Consider the following 19,081-nt stretch of genomic DNA (forward strand, 5'->3'; position numbering starts at 1 on the left):
AAACTGGCTATGCTCCCGACATGGCCGCACTGGGATGGATCACTCCGCGCAGGCGCTCCGCCACGGCACGCAGCGTGCTGGCGGGCGAGGCCGCGGCGGAGGCAGCCCGCAAGTCCGCGCAGGAGAACGCGGAAGAGACCGCCGCGCAGGCCGAGCAGCGGCCACCCGTCCCGGAGAAGCCCGCCGAGCCCGAATTCCCCGTCGCCGGCGATGTACGGGCCGCGGCTTTCTTCGACCTCGACAACACCGTCATGCAGGGCGCCGCCCTCTTCCACTTCGGCCGCGGCCTCTATAAACGGCACTTCTTCCAGAAGCGCGAGCTGGCCCGCTTCGCCTGGCAGCAGGCGTGGTTCCGGCTGGCGGGCGTCGAGGACCCCGAGCACATGCAGGACGCGCGCGACAGCGCCCTGTCCATCGTCAAGGGCCACCGGGTCTCGGAGCTGATGTCCATCGGCGAGGAGATCTACGACGAGTACATGGCCGAGCGCATCTGGCCGGGCACCCGGGCGCTGGCCCAGGCCCATCTCGACGCGGGCCAGAAGGTGTGGCTGGTGACCGCCGCGCCGGTCGAGACCGCGACCATCATCGCCCGCAGGCTGGGCCTGACCGGCGCGCTCGGCACGGTCGCCGAGTCCGTCGGCGGCGTCTATACGGGCAAGCTCGTCGGCGAGCCGCTGCACGGCCCGGCGAAGGCCGAGGCGGTACGGGCACTGGCCGCCGCCGAGGGCCTGGACCTCTCCCGCTGCGCGGCGTACAGCGACTCCGCCAACGACATCCCGATGCTGTCGATCGTCGGCTACCCCTACGCCGTGAACCCGGACAGCCGGCTGCGCAAGCACGCGCGGGAGCGCGGCTGGCGGCTGCGCGACTACCGGACGGGCCGCAAGGCGGCCAAGGTCGGCATCCCGGCCGCGGCCGCCGCGGGCGCCCTGGCGGGCGGCGCGGCCGCGGCCGTCGCCCTGCACCGCCGCCGCCACTGACGCGCCCGGCCGCCATCCGGTCGCAGGCCGGTCCCAGGATCACGACGGACCGGTCCCTGACCGATCGGGGACCGCTCCCCGCGCAGGCTTCCCCCGGGCGGGTGTCACCCCCCGCTGCCGTTGCCGGCCCGTATTCGGCCACCTGTGTCGAACGGGCGGCAACAGGGCGTAACCGAAGGTGACCCACAGGCAATCCTGTTGTCATACCCCCACACGGCCCCCGACAGTCCTTCCGTGTCCGGATTGCCACAACACGCTGCCCAATCGGCCACACATGCGCCCCATTACGTCAACTTCCGTTCACAGTTCGATATTTGATCGAGCGTCAATCAGTAAGAGATCGAACGGAAACGATGATTTGAGCAACTCGGTGTAGCGCTGCCTGTACGAAGCGTTATTCTCCTCAGACGCAAACCGGTACCCCCTTGTCCCTACGACGAGTGAACGGTCCCGCACTGCACGTGATGGAAGCTCTGCCTCTGGGAGTCCCGTGTACCCACACGTCGGGGTTGACGCCTCGGGCCTGGCTACGCTGCGCGCAACGGTCATCGACCGTCTGCGCGGCTTCGTCCCCACCGCGTACGCCGTCCCCGCCTTCGCCACACCCGTCCCCGCCGGCCCCTGCTACGCCCTCGCCGAGGGCAGTGCGGCGGTCGGCAGACGCGCCCGCCGCGGCGCCGGCGCCGGTACGTCCACTACGACCCGCCGCCCGAGTGCCGACAGCGACAGCGCCCGCATGCTCGACCTGGTCGAGCGCGCCCAGGCCGGCGAGGCCGAAGCCTTCGGCCGTCTCTACGACCAGTACGCCGACACCGTCTACCGCTACATCTACTACCGCGTGGGCGGCCGGGCCACGGCCGAGGACCTCACCAGTGAGACGTTCCTGCGCGCCCTGCGCCGCATCGGCACGTTCACCTGGCAGGGCCGCGACTTCGGGGCCTGGCTGGTGACCATCGCCCGCAATCTGGTCGCCGACCACTTCAAGTCGTCGCGCTTCCGGCTCGAGGTGACCACCGGCGAGATGCTCGACGCCAACGAGGTCGAGCGCAGCCCCGAGGACTCCGTCCTGGAGTCCCTCTCCAACGCCGCCCTCCTGGAGGCGGTGCGCAAGCTCAACCCACAGCAGCAGGAGTGCGTCACCCTGCGCTTCCTCCAGGGCCTGTCCGTCGCCGAGACCGCCCGTGTGATGGGGAAGAACGAGGGCGCGATCAAGACCCTCCAGTACCGGGCCGTGCGCACTTTGGCCCGACTCCTCCCGGACGACGCGCGCTGACCCTGTGCACCCGTTCACTCACCAGCGGTCACATCGCCCCGATCGCGTAACCCGACTGCGGAACCGCTCGTTGTGCGGGATGCAGACTCCCTGCCGTCGCGCCATGCCCGTAGCAACTCACTCGATCGAGTGGATGCGCTCAAGGCGTGCAACCCTCCAGGTTTCAGGGGAGTCGACCGTCATGACGAGAGGAGGTGCCGCCTGTGATCGCGAACGTTTCGGCGCACCGGCGGGCGAACGCCTTCGCCCAGGCCCTGGAGGACCAGGAACTCCAGGGCGCGGCGGCCGCACAGCCCGGCCCATCGGTGGACGACACCGAGCAGGGGAAGTTGCTGGCCTTGGCGAGCGGGCTCGGAGAGCTGCCCGCACCCGAGTTGGATCCCGAGGTCAGGACCGTGCAGCGGGCGCAGTTGATCGCTGCCATGGAGTCCCACTTCGCCGGTGAGCCGGCCACGGTCCCCGAGCCCCGCACGGGCGCGGCGGGCGGCCGGACCGCGGGCAAGGGCACCCACCGGGCCGGTCCACTGAGCCGGCTCAAGCCACGCTCCCGCTGGTCCAAGGGGCTCGCGGCCGGCGGGCTCACGGTGGGTGTGGCGGCGGGCGCGTTCGGCGGCGTGGCCGCCGCGAGTTCCAACGCCCTGCCCGGCGATTCGCTCTACGGGCTCAAGCGCGGCATGGAGGATCTCAAGCTCGGTCTGACCGACAACGAGGCCGACCGCGGCAGCCTGTTCCTCGACCGGGCCTCGACCCGGCTGTTCGAGGCCCGCCGCCTCATGGAGCGCGGCCGGGTAGGCCACCTCGACCACGAGTCCCTGGGCGAGATCCGCAAGACCCTCTCCGGCATGACCCACGACGCCTCGGAGGGCCACCGCCTGCTCCACAAGGCCTACGAACGGGACGGCTCGCTCGGCGCGATCCAGCGGCTGTCCTCGTTCACCTCCTCGCACCGCGAGGGCTGGAGCCAGCTGCGCGACAAGCTGCCCCTCCAGCTGCACGACGTGGGCGACCAGGTCAGCTCGGTCTTCGCCGCCATAGACGACGAGGTCGGACCGCTGCGCTCACTGCTGCCCACCACCCCGGGGGGCAAGCACGACGCGCCGGGTGCCCCGCACGCGCCCAAGCACGGCACCCCGGGACGCGGGGGCCACTCCGCGCAGCCGCCCCAGGCATCGTCCACGTCCGACGGCAAGCGCTCGGGCGGCAAGCCCCGCTCGGCGTCCCCCGGCGGCCACGACGACCGTCAGGGCCTCCTCGGCGGCACGGGCCTGCTCCAGCCCCAGCCCAGCTCCGACAGCTCGGGATCGGCCAAGCAGCCCCAGCACGGCAAGGACGGCAAGCCGTCCAAGCAGCCGGACATCACCATCCCGCCCCTCCTCCCGGACATCCTCCCGGGCCTCGGCATCCACGGCGAGGACGCGAGCTAGACGGCGGAAACAGGCGGTCGGTGTTCTTCACTCGGACAGAGGCGTGGACAACGCCTCAGAAGAACACCGACCGCCTCTGCTTGCACTAGAAGAAGACCGACCGCCGCTGCACCAGCAGTTTGTACAGCGGCCCCTCCTGAATGGCCGCCCTCGCACTGCTCGGCCCAGGGGGCCTCACAGGCTTCGGCCGACCGCGTCGGACTCCGTCCGCCGCCCCCGGGCAAGGCTCGCTTCCGTCTAGAAGAAGACCGACCGCCGCTGCACCAGCAACTTGTACAGCGTGTGCTGAATCGTTTCGCGCACCTGGTCCGTCAGGTTGAACATGACCATGGGGTCGTCCGCCGCCTCCGGCGCATAGCCGTCCGTCGGGATCGGCTCGCCGAACTGGATCGTCCACTTCGTCGGCAGCGGCACCATGCCGAGCGGTCCGAGCCAGGGAAACGTCGGCGTCAGCGGGAAGTACGGAATGCCCAGCAGCCGCGCCAGCGTCTTCGCGTTGCCGACCATCGGGTAGATCTCCTCCGCCCCGACGATCGAGCACGGCACGATCGGCGCCCCGGCCCGCAGCGCGGTGGAGACGAAGCCGCCCCGCCCGAAGCGCTGCAGCTTGTACCGCTCCGAGAACGGCTTCCCGACCCCCTTGAAGCCCTCCGGCATCACGCCCACCAGCTCGCCGCGCTCCAGCAGCTTCTGCGCGTCCTCGACGCACGCGAGGGTGTGCCCGAACTTACGGGCCAGCTCGTTGACGACCGGCAGCATGAAGACGAGGTCCGCCGCGAGCATCCGCACATTGCGGTTGGCCGGGTGCTGGTCGTGGATCGCCATCTGGAGCATCAGACCGTCGACGGCGACCGTCCCGGAGTGGTTGGCGACGATCAGCGCCGCCCCCTTCTCCGGGATGTTCTCGATGCCCTTCACCTCGACGCGGAAGTACTTCTCGTAGAACGGGCGCAGCGCCGACATCAGGACCTGGTCGGTCAGCTCCTGGTCGTAGCCGAAGTCGTCGACCTCGTACTCGCCCGTGACGCGGCGGCGCAGGAAGCTCAGCCCGTTGGCCAGCTTCCGGTCCCAGCCGCCGTCCGGCTCGCGGGGGCCGTCGGCCGGCTCCGCCCGCTCGGCCGTCCCCGAGGGTTCGTCACGTTGCGGCGGTACGGGCGCGAGCGGCACCGGAGACTGGTTCGTCCGGGCGTGGCCCACCCGCTTGCCCTTCCGCTTCGACCGTGGCTCCTCGCCGAACGGGATGACCTTCGCATCCGCCATGGTGGCTGCGCTCCTCAGTTCTGGCCGCGGCCAGCAGGCAGGACCGCGGCGATCCGGTCGACGGTACGGGCGAGGGTCTCGGGCGGCAGCAGCCCCTTGCCGCGGCTGCGCGCGAAGTCCGCGAAGGCCTCAGCGGTCGTGTAGCGGGGGTGGAAGCCCAGTGTCTCGCGCATCTGGGCGGTCTGGACGACCCGCCCGTGGGTGAGCAGCCGGATCTGCTCGGGCGAGAAGTCCAGGACGCCGACCGAGCGCAGCGCTGAGCCGACCCAGGTGACGGTCGGCAGGAAGAAGGGGAGCGTGGGGCGCCCGAGGCGCCTGGCGGCCTGTGAGAGCAGCAGCACGCCGTCGCCCGCGACATTGAACGTGCCGCTGTTGAGCGTGCCGCGGCGCGGCTCCCCGGCGGCGATCCGCAGGACCTCGATCGCGTCGTCCTCGTGCACGAACTGGAGCCTGGGGTCGAAGCCGAGGACGGTGGGCAGGACGGGCAGCGAGAAGTACTCGGCGAGCGGCGAGTCGGCACAGGGCCCGAGGATGTTGGCGAACCGCAGCACGCACACGGCCACGTCGGGCCTGCGGCGGGCGAAGCCGCGCACATAGCCCTCGACCTCGACGGCGTCCTTCGCGAAGCCGCCGCTGGGCAGCGATTTGGGGGGCGTGCTCTCGGTGAAGATCGCGGGATCGCGGGGCGCGGACCCGTAGACGTTCGTACTGGACTTCACGACCAGCCGTCTGACGGACGGGGTCTTCTGGCAGGCACCGAGCAGCTGCATGGTGCCGATGACGTTGGTCTCCTTGACCGTGGCCCGGCTGCCGCTCTTGCCGAGCGGGGTGCCGTTGACGTCCATGTGGACGACCGTGTCGACGGCGTGTTCCGCGAGGACCCGGGCGATCGCGGGGTGGCGGATGTCCGCCCGTAGGAATTCGGCCCCGCCGAGATGGTGCTCGGGTGGCACCGCGTCCACCCCGATGACCCGGTCGACGTCGGGTTCGCGCTGGATCCTGCGGACGAACCGTCCGCCCAGTTGCCGTGCGACCCCGGTGACGAGCACGACCTTGCCCAAGATCAGCGCCTTCCCTTCCCACCCTTACGCGACGAGCGGTGCTTGGCGGCAACCGTAGCGGCTCGTTGTTGCGCTGTGATGACCACCCGATCCCCCGGGCGATATTTCAAGCCGTAGCGATGGCTTTACTTACCGCAACGTAAGGCGGGCCCGGCCGGGCCCGGAAAGCACCGCAGCCCTCCCACCGTGGACCGGTGGAAGGGCTGCGGGACGATCACAGCGGCGCTGCTTACTTCTTGTTGCGACGCTGAACGCGCGTGCGCTTGAGCAGCTTGCGGTGCTTCTTCTTGGCCATCCGCTTGCGCCGCTTCTTGATAACAGAGCCCACGACTACCCTCGCTTACATCGATTCACTCGGTGCGGGGCGTCCGAGCCCACACGACCTACATCGGGCCAGCCTACCCGGCACCGGGCGAACAGCGTAATCCGAGGTCCTCGTTAGGCGGTTTCCACCCCCACATAGGACTCACGGAGGTACTCGTGCACCGCCTGCTCTGGGACCCGGAACGACCTACCCACCCGGATCGCCGGCAGATGACCACTGTGCACCAAGCGGTACACGGTCATCTTGGACACTCGCATCACCGCGGCGACTTCCGCCACGGTCAGGAACACGACCTCGTTGAGAGGCCTTTCGCCAGCAGCCATGACACACCTGAACCTTCCGCACATGACGCGCACCGGCTTCCCCTCCGGTGACTCCTCGTCGCTGCGCGCTCACTCCCCAGATTAGGGGCGTGTGATGCGAGTGGGGAAGAGGAGCAGCCATCGGCCGCCTACTGTGACAGACACGCTCGATTGAGTACATAGCGAGTAAGCGGTCGGTAGTAATCAGACCGCACAGCGTCATCAAGCGGAACGACCACGGACACCCGTCCCTCGGCCTCCCCGACGAAGGGCGCCGGGTCGTCGGAGTCGGCCAGGCCGATGGCCTCAAAACCCAGCTGACCTGCCGCGCAGACCCATCCGTGGTCCCCGATGACCAGGGCCGGAAGAGGTCCGCCGGAGTCCGCCGCGGCCCCCAGAGCGACCCGAACCGGGAGCGGGGAATGGGTATGCGCGCCCGGCTCACTCCGGGGCGCTCGCGCGCCGGGTTCACGCATCAGCGCGACTCCCCTGACGTAGTCGAGGTTGTATGTGCGTACGCCGAACCGGGTCGTTATGTCGACACTTCGACCCTGCGCCGGGGTGAGGACACCGCATCCGGCCGCCGAGAGACCGGCGGCCAACGCGGCGTAGAAACCGAGGAGCCGGTGGGGGTGGCCGGTGCCGATCAGCACCGGAGCGCCTGTCGCGGCCACCGTCGCGAGGCGGTCGGCGAAGGCATCGAGTGCCGCGATCGTACGGTCAGGGTCGATCACATCCTGCCCTGAAGTGCGCGCGGGATCGGCCGAAACTCCGCACTTTTGACCCATCAGCTGTAACAACTCATCGAAACACCAGTCGTATTCGGGCTCCAACCCGATCAACGCCCGTGGATCACGGGCCGCGAACATCCGGTACCGGCTCAGACTCCGCTCGCGGGTCGTGGCCACCGTGCCGGCCAGTCGGGCGACGAGCAGATGCGCGCGCAGGGCGCGGGGGCTCAACACGCTCCCGATGCTGGCGGACCGCCCCGCACCCCACCACGATTCACCCCCGGCGTCCCACGCGTGGGCTAACGAGGGCGGGCCCGGGACGCCTCTCACCGCACCGGAAGGCCGGCCCCGACCACCATGGCCGCCGCGCCGCCCGAAGGACCGGCTAGGGCAGCAGGCCGTGTGCCGGGAACACCGCACGGCGCGTCGCCAGGATCGCCTGGTCGAGCCGGTCCGCGGGGTCGTACCCGGACGCCCCGAAGTCCCGCCACTGGGGCCGCAGCCCGTCCGTCATCCGCTGCGGCGCCAGCTGCCGGGTACGGGCGTACACCTCGTCCCGCCACTCCTGCGGCACCGCCGCCTCGGGGTCCACCGGCTGTCCCGCGGCGATCGCGACGAGATGGGTCCACGACCGCGGCACCACGTCCACCACCGCGTATCCCCCACCGCCCAGCGCGACCCACCGCCCGTCCGCGTGCTCGTACGCCAGCTCGTGACACGCCTCCATCACCAGCCGCTGGGCGTCCAGCGACACCGCGAGATGCGCCAGCGGATCGTCGAAGTGGGTGTCCGCGCCGTGCTGGGTCACCAGCACCTGCGGCCGGAACTCCGCCAGCAGCTCCGGCACCACGGCGTGGAAGGACCGCAGCCACCCCGCGTCCCCGGTGCCCGCCGGCAGTGCGAGGTTCACCGCGCCGCCCTCGGCCCCCGGCCCGCCGGCCTCCTCCGGCCACCCGGTCCCCGGGAAGAGCGTCCGGGGGTGCTCGTGCAGCGAGATCGTGAGCACCCGCGGGTCCTCCCAGAACGCCGCCTGGACCCCGTCCCCGTGGTGGACGTCCACATCCACGTACGCGACCCGCTCGGCCCCCAGCTCCAGCAGCCGCGCCACCGCCAGAGAGGCGTCGTTGTACACGCAGAAACCCGCGGCCGACCCCGGCATGGCATGGTGCAGTCCGCCCGCGAAGTTCACCGCGTGCAGCGCGTCACCGCGCCACACCGCCTCGGCCGCGCCCACGGACTGCCCGGCGATCAGCGCCGACGCCTCGTGCATCCCCGGGAACGCCGGATCGTCCTCGGTACCCAGGCCGTACGAGCCGTCGGCCGACCCCGGATCGGCCGACGCCCGCCGCACCGCCGCCACATAGTCCGGCCGGTGCACCAGCCGCAGCGTCGACTCCCCCGCGGGCTTGGCCGCCGCCAGGCGGACCGCGCGGTCCAGCCCGTACGCCTCCACCAACCGCATGGTCAGCGCGAGCCGCACCGGATCCATCGGATGCCCGGGCCCGAAGTCATAGCCCGTTACTGCCTCGTCCCACATCAGTTGTGCGCGGCCGCTCATGGCGACACGGTATAGGGCGGGCCGCGGGGCCGAAGGCGCGGGCATACGGCACGGTCACAAGCACGAGCAGCAGCGGTACGAGCATGGCTCCGCGGGGGCTCCAGACCTCCCCGAGCGCTCCCACAAGCGGCGAACCCACCAGAAAACCCACATAGTTGAAGATATTCAGCCGCGCGACGGCGGCGTCCGAGCCCTCCGGACCGAGACGCTCGAAGGCGAGCCGGCCGCCCGCGGCGAAGGTCTGCGGCACGATCACACACAGCCCGAGCCCCAGCACCGTGAACCCCGCTGTCCCCACCCACGCCCCCGGCGCCACGGCCACCACCCCGAAACCCCCGGCCGCGATCACCGCCCCGGCCCGCACGACCGCGACCGGCCCGAAGCGCCGCACCCCCACATCCCCCACAGCACGGCCGAGCAGAGTCATTGCCACATACACGTTGTAGGGCACAGTGGACAGCTGCTCGGAACTCCCCAGGACGTCCCGCAGATATTTGGCACTCCAGTTCGCCACCGTCGAGTCCCCTATACAGACGAAGGCCATCACCAGGCACAGGGGAAGCAGAAACCTCATGCCCGGGGTGGGAGGAGGGGCAGCGTCGCCGGCCTGGGCCCGCGGCTTCCGCTGATCCACACGGTCCGCAGGGTCGGTCTGGCCAGCACGGTCGGCATGATCTGCGTACCAACGGCTGGCGAGGAGGGCGGCCGGGGCGAGAACGGCCATGAGCGGCCCGTAGAGCACGATCAGCGACAGTCCCCAGCGGGCCCCCACCCACGCGAGCGACGCCCCCACGATCCCGCCCAGGCTGTACGCGGCGTGGAAGCCGAGCATGATGCTGCGCCCGTACGCACGCTGCAGGCTCACGCCGAGCATGTTCATCGACGCGTCCAGCGCCCCGACCGCCAGGCCGAAGACGGCGAGCGCGACCGCCACCTGCCCCAAGCCGTCACCGACGCCCACCGCGAGCAGCGCGAGACAGACGACGGGCTGCGCCCAGCGCAGTACGGCACCGGGCCGGACCCTCTTCACCAGGCGCTCGGTACCGATGCTGCCGGCTCCGGCGAGTATCGGGACGGCTGCGAGGAAGGCGGGTAACAGCCCGTCGGATATCCCGTACCGGTCCTGGACCGCGGGTATTCGGGTCACGAGGAGGGCGAACACCACGCCTTGGACGAAAAAGCTGATGGCGAGGGATATTCGGCCATGCCGCAAGCGCGCGTCCGTCATGGCCCGGGAGGGTATGACCACGCGTGCCGAGTGGACAGAGCAATCACACGAACGCACCCGTCCACATGGGTGAATCGTTCTTGCGGCGAGTCGCCCGTCCCACCGGGGATTCGTGCACCGGCGGCTTCCTGCCGAGCCCAGCCGTTGTCAGGCGAGCAGTCGCGGCAGTTCCGTCAGTTCGCCGAAGTACCCCTTGGCGCCGGACAGCCGGTCGGCGGGCGTCATCGACGTGAACCCGTAGACGTCCATTCCCGCGGCATTCGCGGCCTGGATGCCGAGGGGGGTGTCCTCGATGACGACGCAGCGCTCGGGCTCGACGCCCATCGAGCGGGCGGCGTGCAGGAACAGGTCGGGCGCCGGCTTCCCATGGCCGACATCCTCCGAGCTGAAGATCCACTCGTCCTCGAACCACTCGTCCAGGCCCGTCCGCCGGTGTCCGACGCGGATCTTCTCGTGGGTTCCGGAGGAGGCGACGCAGTATGCGACGCCCTCGGCGACGAGCCATTCCAGTACCTCGGTGACGCCCTTCATCGGCTGGAGCTCCTGCTCGAACGCGGCGAAGGTGCGGGAATGCAGCGTCTCGTCGAAGTCCACGGGAAGCTTCTGTCCGGTCCGCTCGAGCACGAGGTCGTGCACACGGTGGACGGCGCCTCCCATGTAGTCCCGCAGGGAGTCCTCATAGCTGGTGGGGTGCCCCAGCTCGGAGAGGTAGGCGGCGAGGACCGTGTTGGCGATCGGCTCGCTGTCGACGAGTACTCCGTCGTTGTCGAAGATGACGAGGTCATAGCGCATGACGTCACCCTAAACGCAAAAATGCCTCAGGCCCCGAGTGAAAACTCGGGGCCTGAGGCTGAAAAATTGTTCGGCGGCGTCCTACTCTCCCACACGGTCCCCCATGCAGTACCATCGGCGCTGAAAGGCTTAGCTTCCGGGTTCGGAATGTAACCGGGCGTTTCCCTAACGCAATGACCACCGAAACTCTATGAAATTAACCAACCGGAACACAACACGGTCGTTACTTCAGAACCTACACAGTGGACGCGAGCAACTGAGGACAAGCCCTCGGCCTATTAGTACCAGTCAGCTCCAACCGTTACCGGTCTTCCACACCTGGCCTATCAACCCAGTCGTCTACTGGGAGCCTTAACCCCTCAAAGGGGGTGGGAATACTCATCTCGAAGCAGGCTTCCCGCTTAGATGCTTTCAGCGGTTATCCCTCCCGAACGTAGCCAACCAGCCATGCCCTTGGCAGGACAACTGGCACACCAGAGGTTCGTCCGTCCCGGTCCTCTCGTACTAGGGACAGCCCTTCTCAATATTCCTACGCGCACAGCGGATAGGGACCGAACTGTCTCACGACGTTCTAAACCCAGCTCGCGTACCGCTTTAATGGGCGAACAGCCCAACCCTTGGGACCGACTCCAGCCCCAGGATGCGACGAGCCGACATCGAGGTGCCAAACCATCCCGTCGATATGGACTCTTGGGGAAGATCAGCCTGTTATCCCCGGGGTACCTTTTATCCGTTGAGCGACGGCGCTTCCACAAGCCACCGCCGGATCACTAGTCCCGACTTTCGTCCCTGCTCGACCCGTCGGTCTCACAGTCAAGCTCCCTTGTGCACTTACACTCAACACCTGATTGCCAACCAGGCTGAGGGAACCTTTGGGCGCCTCCGTTACTCTTTAGGAGGCAACCGCCCCAGTTAAACTACCCACCAGACACTGTCCCTGATCCGGATCACGGACCCAGGTTAGACATCCAGCACGACCAGAGTGGTATTTCAACGACGACTCCACACACACTGGCGTGCATGCTTCACAGTCTCCCACCTATCCTACACAAGCCGAACCGAACACCAATATCAAGCTATAGTAAAGGTCCCGGGGTCTTTCCGTCCTGCTGCGCGAAACGAGCATCTTTACTCGTAGTGCAATTTCACCGGGCCTATGGTTGAGACAGTCGAGAAGTCGTTACGCCATTCGTGCAGGTCGGAACTTACCCGACAAGGAATTTCGCTACCTTAGGATGGTTATAGTTACCACCGCCGTTTACTGGCGCTTAAGTTCTCAGCTTCGCCTGGACGAATCCAAGCTAACCGGTCCCCTTAACGTTCCAGCACCGGGCAGGCGTCAGTCCGTATACATCGCCTTACGGCTTCGCACGGACCTGTGTTTTTAGTAAACAGTCGCTTCTCGCTGGTCTCTGCGGCCACACCCAGCTCAGAGGGTAAACCTCATCACCAGACATGGCCCCCCTTCTCCCGAAGTTACGGGGGCATTTTGCCGAGTTCCTTAACCATAGTTCACCCGAACGCCTCGGTATTCTCTACCTGACCACCTGAGTCGGTTTAGGGTACGGGCCGCCATGAAACTCGCTAGAGGCTTTTCTCGACAGCATAGGATCATCCACTTCACCACAATCGGCTCGGCATCAGGTCTCAGCCTTAACGTGTGACGGATTTGCCTATCACACGGCCTACACCCTTACCCCGGGACTACCACCGCCCGGGCTGGACTACCTTCCTGCGTCACCCCATCGCTTACCTACTACCACCTTGGATCGGCGGCTCCACCACTTTCCTTTCCCCGAAGGGTCCGGAACGGCTTCACGGCCTTAGCATCAATGGATTCGATATTGGGCGTTTCAAAGCGGGTACCGGAATATCAACCGGTTGTCCATCGACTACGCCTGTCGGCCTCGCCTTAGGTCCCGACTTACCCTGGGCAGATCAGCTTGACCCAGGAACCCTTAGTCAATCGGCGCACACGTTTCCCACGTGTGTATCGCTACTCATGCCTGCATTCTCACTCGTGAACCGTCCACAACTCGCTTCCGCGGCTGCTTCACCCGGCACACGACGCTCCCCTACCCATCCACACGGTCGTTGGACCTATTGTATGAATGACACGACTTCGGCGGTACGCTTGAGCCCCGCTACATTGTCGGCGCGGAATCACTTGACCAGTGAGCTATTACGCACTCTTTCAAGGGTGGCTGCTTCTAAGCCAACCTCCTGGTTGTCTCTGCGACTCCACATCCTTTCCCACTTAGCGTACGCTTAGGGGCCTTAGTCGATGCTCTGGGCTGTTTCCCTCTCGACCATGGAGCTTATCCCCCACAGTCTCACTGCCGCGCTCTCACTTACCGGCATTCGGAGTTTGGCTAAGGTCAGTAACCCGGTAGGGCCCATCGCCTATCCAGTGCTCTACCTCCGGCAAGAAACACACGACGCTGCACCTAAATGCATTTCGGGGAGAACCAGCTATCACGGAGTTTGATTGGCCTTTCACCCCTAACCACAGGTCATCCCCCAGGTTTTCAACCCTGGTGGGTTCGGTCCTCCACGAAGTCTTACCTCCGCTTCAACCTGCCCATGGCTAGATCACTCCGCTTCGGGTCTTGGGCGCGCTACTCAATCGCCCTATTCGGACTCGCTTTCGCTACGGCTTCCCCACACGGGTTAACCTCGCAACACACCGCAAACTCGCAGGCTCATTCTTCAAAAGGCACGCAGTCACGACGCACCAAGCAAGCTTGATGCGCGACGCTCCCACGGCTTGTAGGCACACGGTTTCAGGTACTATTTCACTCCGCTCCCGCGGTACTTTTCACCATTCCCTCACGGTACTATCCGCTATCGGTCACCAGGGAATATTTAGGCTTAACGGGTGGTCCCGCCAGATTCACACGGGATTTCTCGGGCCCCGTGCTACTTGGGTGGTTCTCAAGCGAGCCGTACAGATTTCAGCTACGGGGGTCTTACCCTCTACGCCGGACCTTTCGCATGTCCTTCGCCTACCTGTACGGTTTCTGACTCGCCGACCAGCCGGCAGACTGATCAAGAGAACTCCCACAACCCCGCACACGCAACCCCTGCCGGGTATCACACGCATACGGTTTGGCCTCATCCGGTTTCGCTCGCCACTACTCCCGGAATCACGGTTGTTTTCTCTTCCTGCGGGTACTGAGATGTTTCACTTCCCCGCGTTCCCTCCACACTGCCTATGTGTTCAGCAGCGGGTGACAGCCCATGACGACTGCCGGGTTTCCCCATTCGGACACCCCCGGATCAAAGCTCGGTTGACAGCTCCCCGGGGCCTATCGTGGCCTCCCACGTCCTTCATCGGTTCCTGGTGCCAAGGCATCCACCGTGCGCCCTTAAAAACTTGGCCACAGATGCTCGCGTCCACTGTGCAGTTCTCAAGCAACGACCAGCCACCCACCACCCCAACACCAAGGTGTCGAGTTCACTGGGGCCGGCATCGCGAAGGTTCGAAACTTACGTTCCGTACCCTCAGATACCCAACAGCGTGCCCGACCCGACCGATCCGAGATTCACGTTCCACGCCGAAGCAGTACTAGTGACCCAAACCAATCGTGCCGAATAGTCAACGTTCCACCCATGAGCAACCGTGCAGAACATTTGTCTGCAGTCGGCTATGTGCTCCTTAGAAAGGAGGTGATCCAGCCGCACCTTCCGGTACGGCTACCTTGTTACGACTTCGTCCCAATCGCCAGTCCCACCTTCGACGGCTCCCTCCACAAGGGTTGGGCCACCGGCTTCGGGTGTTACCGACTTTCGTGACGTGACGGGCGGTGTGTACAAGGCCCGGGAACGTATTCACCGCAGCAATGCTGATCTGCGATTACTAGCAACTCCAACTTCATGGGGTCGAGTTGCAGACCCCAATCCGAACTGAGACCGGCTTTTTGAGATTCGCTCCACCTCACGGTATCGCAGCTCATTGTACCGGCCATTGTAGCACGTGTGCAGCCCAAGACATAAGGGGCATGATGACTTGACGTCGTCCCCACCTTCCTCCGAGTTGACCCCGGCAGTCTCCTGTGAGTCCCCATCACCCCGAAAGGCATGCTGGCAACACAGAACAAGGGTTGCGCTCGTTGCGGGACTTAACCCAACATCTCACGACACGAGCTGACGACAGCCATGCACCACCTGTATACCGACCACAAGGGGGCGACCATCTCTGGCCGTTTCCGGTATATGTCAAGCCTTGGTAAGGTTCTTCGCGTTGCGTCGAATTAAGCCACATGCTCCGCTGCTTGTGCGGGCCCCCGTCAATTCCTTTGAGTTTTAGCCTTGCGGCCGTACTCCCCAGGCGGGGAACTTAATGCGTTAGCTGCGGCACCGACGACGTGGAATGTCGCCAACACCTAGTTCCCAACGTTTACGGCGTGGACTACCAGGGTATCTAATCCTGTTCGCTCCCCACGCTTTCGCTCCTCAGCGTCAGTAATGGCCCAGAGATCCGCCTTCGCCACCGGTGTTCCTCCTGATATCTGCGCATTTCACCGCTACACCAGGAATTCCGATCTCCCCTACCACACTCTAGCCTGCCCGTATCGAATGCAGACCCGGGGTTAAGCCCCGGGCTTTCACATCCGACGCAACAAGCCGCCTACGAGCTCTTTACGCCCAATAATTCCGGACAACGCTTGCGCCCTACGTATTACCGCGGCTGCTGGCACGTAGTTAGCCGGCGCTTCTTCTGCAGGTACCGTCACTCTCGCTTCTTCCCTGCTGAAAGAGGTTTACAACCCGAAGGCCGTCATCCCTCACGCGGCGTCGCTGCATCAGGCTTTCGCCCATTGTGCAATATTCCCCACTGCTGCCTCCCGTAGGAGTCTGGGCCGTGTCTCAGTCCCAGTGTGGCCGGTCGCCCTCTCAGGCCGGCTACCCGTCGTCGCCTTGGTAGGCCATTACCCCACCAACAAGCTGATAGGCCGCGGGCTCATCCTTCACCGCCGGAGCTTTCCACCCACCCCCATGCGGAGGCAGGTCGTATCCGGTATTAGACCCCGTTTCCAGGGCTTGTCCCAGAGTGAAGGGCAGATTGCCCACGTGTTACTCACCCGTTCGCCACTAATCCACCCCGAAAGGCTTCATCGTTCGACTTGCATGTGTTAAGCACGCCGCCAGCGTTCGTCCTGAGCCAGGATCAAACTCTCCGTGAATGTTTACCGGTTATCCGGTGACACTCGCGTTGAGCGGCACAACCAGACGGAATAAGTCCGGTCGTGCACAGCGTCCTCGCTGTGTTGTTGCCCACCAGACCCCGAAGGGACCGACAGGACTTTCAAAGGAACCGCGTCCCGATCGCAGAAGCGATCGGAGACGGGGTATTTTATAGTCTGGCGTTGACTTTTGGCACGCTGTTGAGTTCTCAAGGAACGGACGCTTCCTTTGTACTCACCCTCTCGGGCTTTCCTCCGGGCGCTTCCCTTCGGTATTTCGTGTTTCCAACCTTACCAGATCCGTTTCCGGCCCTGGCCCCCCTGCTGGAGCGGGGTCCCACCGTTTCGCTTTCGCTTTCCGGCGGTTCCGACTCTATCAGATCCTTTTCCGTGCCGTTCCCGGCTCGAATTCGTTTCCGATTCCCCGTCGGCGGGGATTTGTTTCGCGCCTTTCGGCGTGATCACTACTTTACCGGATTCCCCCGGCGGTTCCTAATCGGAACCCGGTCCCGAATTCCGGCATGCCGAAATCGATCCCGTTCAAGGGCCGTGCAGTAGAGATTGCCGCCAGTGAGGCGTGAAGTGCCGCCGCACCGTCCTCGCGGACGCCGTGGCAACTCGAAGAACTCTACACGAGCCCGGTACGACGCATCAAACCCGTGGCGCAAGGGGTTTTGGTGGCGGTAGCGTCGTCCCATGACCAAGCATGCGCACACCCAGCAGTGGTGGGCCGCCTGACCGGCGGCCGATCAGCGCATGCACCCAACGGCCGCCGCCTCGGCGGCCGTTTTTGCTGTCCTGGCGGTGGTCCCTCCACTAGGGAGACAGCACCGATGCGACGCATCTTCAGCGGCATCAAACCGACCGGCCACCTCACCCTGGGGAACTACCTCGGGGCCGTCCGCCAGTGGGTCGAGGTGGACCAGCACCAGGCGGACGCCCTCTTCTCCGTCGTCGACCTGCACGCGCTGACCGTGGACCACGAACCGGCTCGCGTACGAAGGCTCAGCCGTCAGGCAGCGACGCTGCTGCTGGCAGCCGGCCTGGAGCCGGCGCGCTGCACCGTGTTCGTACAGAGTCATGTGGACGAGCACACTCGGCTGTCCTATCTCCTGGAGTGCACAGCCACGGACGGCGAGATGCGGCGGATGATCCAGTACAAGGAGAAGTCCGCGCGGGAACGGGCCACCGGCGGCAGCGTACGACTGTCGCTGCTGACCTACCCGGCGCTGATGGCGGCGGACATCCTGGCGTACGGGGCGCACGAGGTGCCGGTGGGTGACGACCAGGTCCAGCACGTGGAGCTGACACGGGACCTGGCGGTGCGGTTCAACCAGCGCTACGGACGGACGTTCACCGTGCCGAAGGCCGTGCGCCCTGCCGTGGCCGCCCGCGTCATGGATCTCCAGGACCCGACGTCGAAGATGGGGAAGTCGCACGCGGAGACGGCGGGAATCGTCTATTTGCTCGACGAGGCCGAGGTCGTGCGCAAGAAGGTCATGCGTGCGGTGACCGACAGCGGGAGTGACGTCACCTACGACCGGGAGGCGCAACCCGGCGTCGCAAATCTGCTGGAGATGCTGGCGGCCTGCACGGGTGGTAAGCCGGCGGAGCTGGCCGAGGAGTACACGGCATATGGGGCGTTGAAGAAAGACACAGCGGACGCGGTGGTGGAACTGCTGCGGCCGGTGCGCCGGCGGCACGCGGAGCTGTGCGCCGACCCGGGATATGTGGACGGAGTCCTGCGGGAAGGTGCCGAGCGGGCGCGGGGGCTGGCGCGGCCGACCGTCGACGCCGCCTACGCCGCTGTGGGGTTGATGCTTCCCGTGTGAATACAGAAGGCGCCTGGCGTGTGCGCCCAGCATTGCGGGGCGCACACGGAATCGGTCCGGACCGTCAGGCGTGCCCGGAGGCCAGTTCGCGGCTACGGTCGCGGGCTGCCTCGAGGGCGGCAATCAGTGCTGCTCGTACGCCGTGGCGCTCAAGCTCGCGGATCGCGCTGATCGTCGTCCCGGCGGGAGAGGTGACCGCTTCGCGGAGCTTGACGGGGTGCTCGCCGCTGTCGCGGAGCATGACGGCCGCGCCGATGGCGGCCTGGACGATCAGGTCGTGGGCCTTGTCGCGAGGCAGGCCGAGCAGGATGCCCGCGTCGGTCATGGCTTCGACGAGGAAGTAGAAGTAGGCGGGGCCGGATCCGGAGAGCGCGGTGGCCGCGTCCTGCTGGGTCTCCGGGACGCGGAGTGTCTTGCCGACCGGCTTGAAGATCTCCTCGGTACGGAGGAGATGCTCCTCGGTCGCGTGGGAGCCGCCGGAGATGACGGACATTCCCTCGTCGACCAGGACCGGGGTGTTCGGCATGACACGCACGACGGGGGTGCCTGCCGGGAGCCGCTCCTCGAAGAGGGCGGTCGGCACACCGGCCGCGGCACTGATGACCAGGCGGTCGGCGGGGAGATGGGGAGCCAGCTCCTCGAGGAGAGTCGTCATGTCCTGTGGCTTGACCGCCAGGATGAGCGTGTCCGCGTTCTTGGCGGCCTCGATGTTGCTGACGACCTCGACGCCGTAGCGGGCGTGGAGCGCTTCGGCACGCTCGGGGCGACGGGCGGTGATCAGCAGATCGGCGGTCGACCAGCCGGCGCGGATCATGCCGCTGAGGAGCGCCTCGCCGATCTTTCCGGTGCCGAGGACGGCGACTTTCTGAGGCACGGGGCTCACCACTTCGCTGCGCTGGGCTTCAGGGTCGTGCGGACCGTACGGGCCTGACCGGGCCGAACGGTCCGTGCCCGGTCATCTTCGCACGGCAGGGCCTGTCGAACGTTTGCGTGAGAGCAGGCCGTCTCCGGGGATTCAGCCGCAGGTATTCCCGCCCCGGCCCCGATTCCGGTTCCGGTTCCGGGAATTTGTCCGGAAACGCAGAATAGCCCCCGCAGGAACCAAATGGCTCCCACAGGGGCTACTCTC

13 protein-coding genes and 3 rRNA genes are annotated in these 19,081 nt (G+C 66.2%); 4 read left to right on the forward strand and 12 right to left on the reverse strand.

Going from position 1 to position 19,081, the window contains the following annotated elements; genetic code table 11:
* The first annotated feature begins 20 nt into the window (after positions 1–20).
* The 3 genes from AB8O64_RS16860 to AB8O64_RS16870 all read left to right on the forward strand — a co-directional run bounded on the left by AB8O64_RS16860 (position 21) and on the right by AB8O64_RS16870 (position 3,677).
* A complete protein-coding gene (locus AB8O64_RS16860) occupies positions 21–980 on the forward strand; it encodes an HAD-IB family hydrolase (RefSeq protein ID WP_356448838.1) in 960 nt (319 codons plus the stop codon).
* Positions 981–1,470: 490 nt separating this feature from the next.
* A complete protein-coding gene (locus tag AB8O64_RS16865) occupies positions 1,471–2,253 on the forward strand; it encodes an ECF subfamily RNA polymerase sigma factor, BldN family (RefSeq protein WP_130878854.1) in 783 nt (260 codons plus the stop codon).
* 203 nt (positions 2,254–2,456) lie between these two features.
* Positions 2,457–3,677 carry a DUF5667 domain-containing protein gene (locus AB8O64_RS16870; protein ID WP_370419863.1) on the forward strand — a complete coding sequence of 407 codons (1,221 nt, stop codon included), beginning with the start codon at positions 2,457–2,459 and terminating at the stop codon, positions 3,675–3,677.
* 237 nt (positions 3,678–3,914) lie between these two features.
* Here AB8O64_RS16870 and AB8O64_RS16875 read toward each other — a convergent pair whose 3' ends face one another.
* The 11 genes from AB8O64_RS16875 to AB8O64_RS16925 all read right to left on the reverse strand — a co-directional run bounded on the left by AB8O64_RS16875 (position 3,915) and on the right by AB8O64_RS16925 (position 16,120).
* A complete protein-coding gene (locus AB8O64_RS16875) occupies positions 3,915–4,937 on the reverse strand; it encodes a lysophospholipid acyltransferase family protein (RefSeq protein ID WP_370419864.1) in 1,023 nt (340 codons plus the stop codon).
* Between the two features lie 14 nt (positions 4,938–4,951).
* The gene (locus tag AB8O64_RS16880) at positions 4,952–5,998 is read right to left on the reverse strand and encodes an NAD-dependent epimerase/dehydratase family protein (RefSeq protein WP_370419865.1); all 1,047 of its coding nucleotides are present in this window, start codon (positions 5,996–5,998) and stop codon (positions 4,952–4,954) included.
* 229 nt (positions 5,999–6,227) lie between these two features.
* Complete coding sequence (locus AB8O64_RS16885; protein ID WP_003948845.1) at positions 6,228–6,326, reverse strand: 30S ribosomal protein bS22; 99 nt, start codon at positions 6,324–6,326, stop codon at positions 6,228–6,230.
* A 110-nt stretch (positions 6,327–6,436) separates the two neighbouring features.
* Entirely contained in the window at positions 6,437–6,646 is a 210-nt protein-coding gene (locus AB8O64_RS16890) for a helix-turn-helix domain-containing protein (RefSeq protein WP_067299677.1), read from the reverse strand.
* A 128-nt stretch (positions 6,647–6,774) separates the two neighbouring features.
* A complete protein-coding gene (locus AB8O64_RS16895; protein WP_130878850.1) occupies positions 6,775–7,590 on the reverse strand; it encodes a phosphatase in 816 nt (271 codons plus the stop codon).
* Positions 7,591–7,741: 151 nt separating this feature from the next.
* The gene (locus tag AB8O64_RS16900) at positions 7,742–8,914 is read right to left on the reverse strand and encodes an acetoin utilization protein AcuC (RefSeq protein ID WP_370419866.1); all 1,173 of its coding nucleotides are present in this window, start codon (positions 8,912–8,914) and stop codon (positions 7,742–7,744) included.
* On the reverse strand, positions 8,865–10,142 hold the full coding sequence (locus tag AB8O64_RS16905) for an MFS transporter (protein WP_370419867.1): 1,278 nt from the start codon (positions 10,140–10,142) through the stop codon (positions 8,865–8,867). Before AB8O64_RS16905 ends, AB8O64_RS16900 begins: the two co-directional genes overlap by 50 nt.
* Positions 10,143–10,289: 147 nt before the next feature.
* On the reverse strand, positions 10,290–10,934 hold the full coding sequence (locus AB8O64_RS16910; protein ID WP_370419868.1) for an HAD family hydrolase: 645 nt from the start codon (positions 10,932–10,934) through the stop codon (positions 10,290–10,292).
* 68 nt (positions 10,935–11,002) lie between these two features.
* Positions 11,003–11,119: ribosomal RNA gene (rrf, locus tag AB8O64_RS16915) — 5S ribosomal RNA — on the reverse strand.
* 73 nt (positions 11,120–11,192) lie between these two features.
* Positions 11,193–14,316, reverse strand: a 23S ribosomal RNA gene (locus AB8O64_RS16920).
* Positions 14,317–14,596: 280 nt separating this feature from the next.
* A 16S ribosomal RNA gene (locus tag AB8O64_RS16925) occupies positions 14,597–16,120 on the reverse strand.
* Together the 16S, 23S and 5S rRNA genes form the textbook arrangement of a ribosomal RNA operon.
* An 833-nt stretch (positions 16,121–16,953) precedes the next feature.
* On the opposite strand from AB8O64_RS16925, the gene trpS reads away from it, so the two are divergent.
* Positions 16,954–17,952, forward strand: a complete 999-nt coding sequence (gene trpS / locus AB8O64_RS16930; RefSeq protein WP_370419869.1) for a tryptophan--tRNA ligase — start codon at positions 16,954–16,956, stop codon at positions 17,950–17,952.
* 64 nt (positions 17,953–18,016) lie between these two features.
* Here trpS and proC read toward each other — a convergent pair whose 3' ends face one another.
* A complete protein-coding gene (proC, locus tag AB8O64_RS16935) occupies positions 18,017–18,826 on the reverse strand; it encodes a pyrroline-5-carboxylate reductase (RefSeq protein WP_209515451.1) in 810 nt (269 codons plus the stop codon).
* Positions 18,827–19,081: the final 255 nt, after the last annotated feature.

Source organism: Streptomyces sp. QH1-20, from assembly GCF_041283565.1.
In the GTDB taxonomy this organism is placed as follows: domain Bacteria; phylum Actinomycetota; class Actinomycetes; order Streptomycetales; family Streptomycetaceae; genus Streptomyces; species Streptomyces syringius.

What these genes read in the sequence shown, in the direction of transcription:
- AB8O64_RS16890 (WP_067299677.1), bottom strand. Translation starts at nt 6,646, where the DNA reads ATGGCTGCTGGCGAAAGGCCTCTCAACGAGGTCGTGTTCCTGACCGTG.
- AB8O64_RS16910 (WP_370419868.1), bottom strand. Translation starts at nt 10,934, where the DNA reads ATGCGCTATGACCTCGTCATCTTCGACAACGACGGAGTACTCGTCGAC.
- trpS (WP_370419869.1), top strand. Translation starts at nt 16,954, where the DNA reads ATGCGACGCATCTTCAGCGGCATCAAACCGACCGGCCACCTCACCCTG.
- AB8O64_RS16900 (WP_370419866.1), bottom strand. Translation starts at nt 8,914, where the DNA reads ATGAGCGGCCGCGCACAACTGATGTGGGACGAGGCAGTAACGGGCTAT.
- AB8O64_RS16875 (WP_370419864.1), bottom strand. Translation starts at nt 4,937, where the DNA reads ATGGCGGATGCGAAGGTCATCCCGTTCGGCGAGGAGCCACGGTCGAAG.
- AB8O64_RS16905 (WP_370419867.1), bottom strand. Translation starts at nt 10,142, where the DNA reads ATGACGGACGCGCGCTTGCGGCATGGCCGAATATCCCTCGCCATCAGC.
- AB8O64_RS16860 (WP_356448838.1), top strand. Translation starts at nt 21, where the DNA reads ATGGCCGCACTGGGATGGATCACTCCGCGCAGGCGCTCCGCCACGGCA.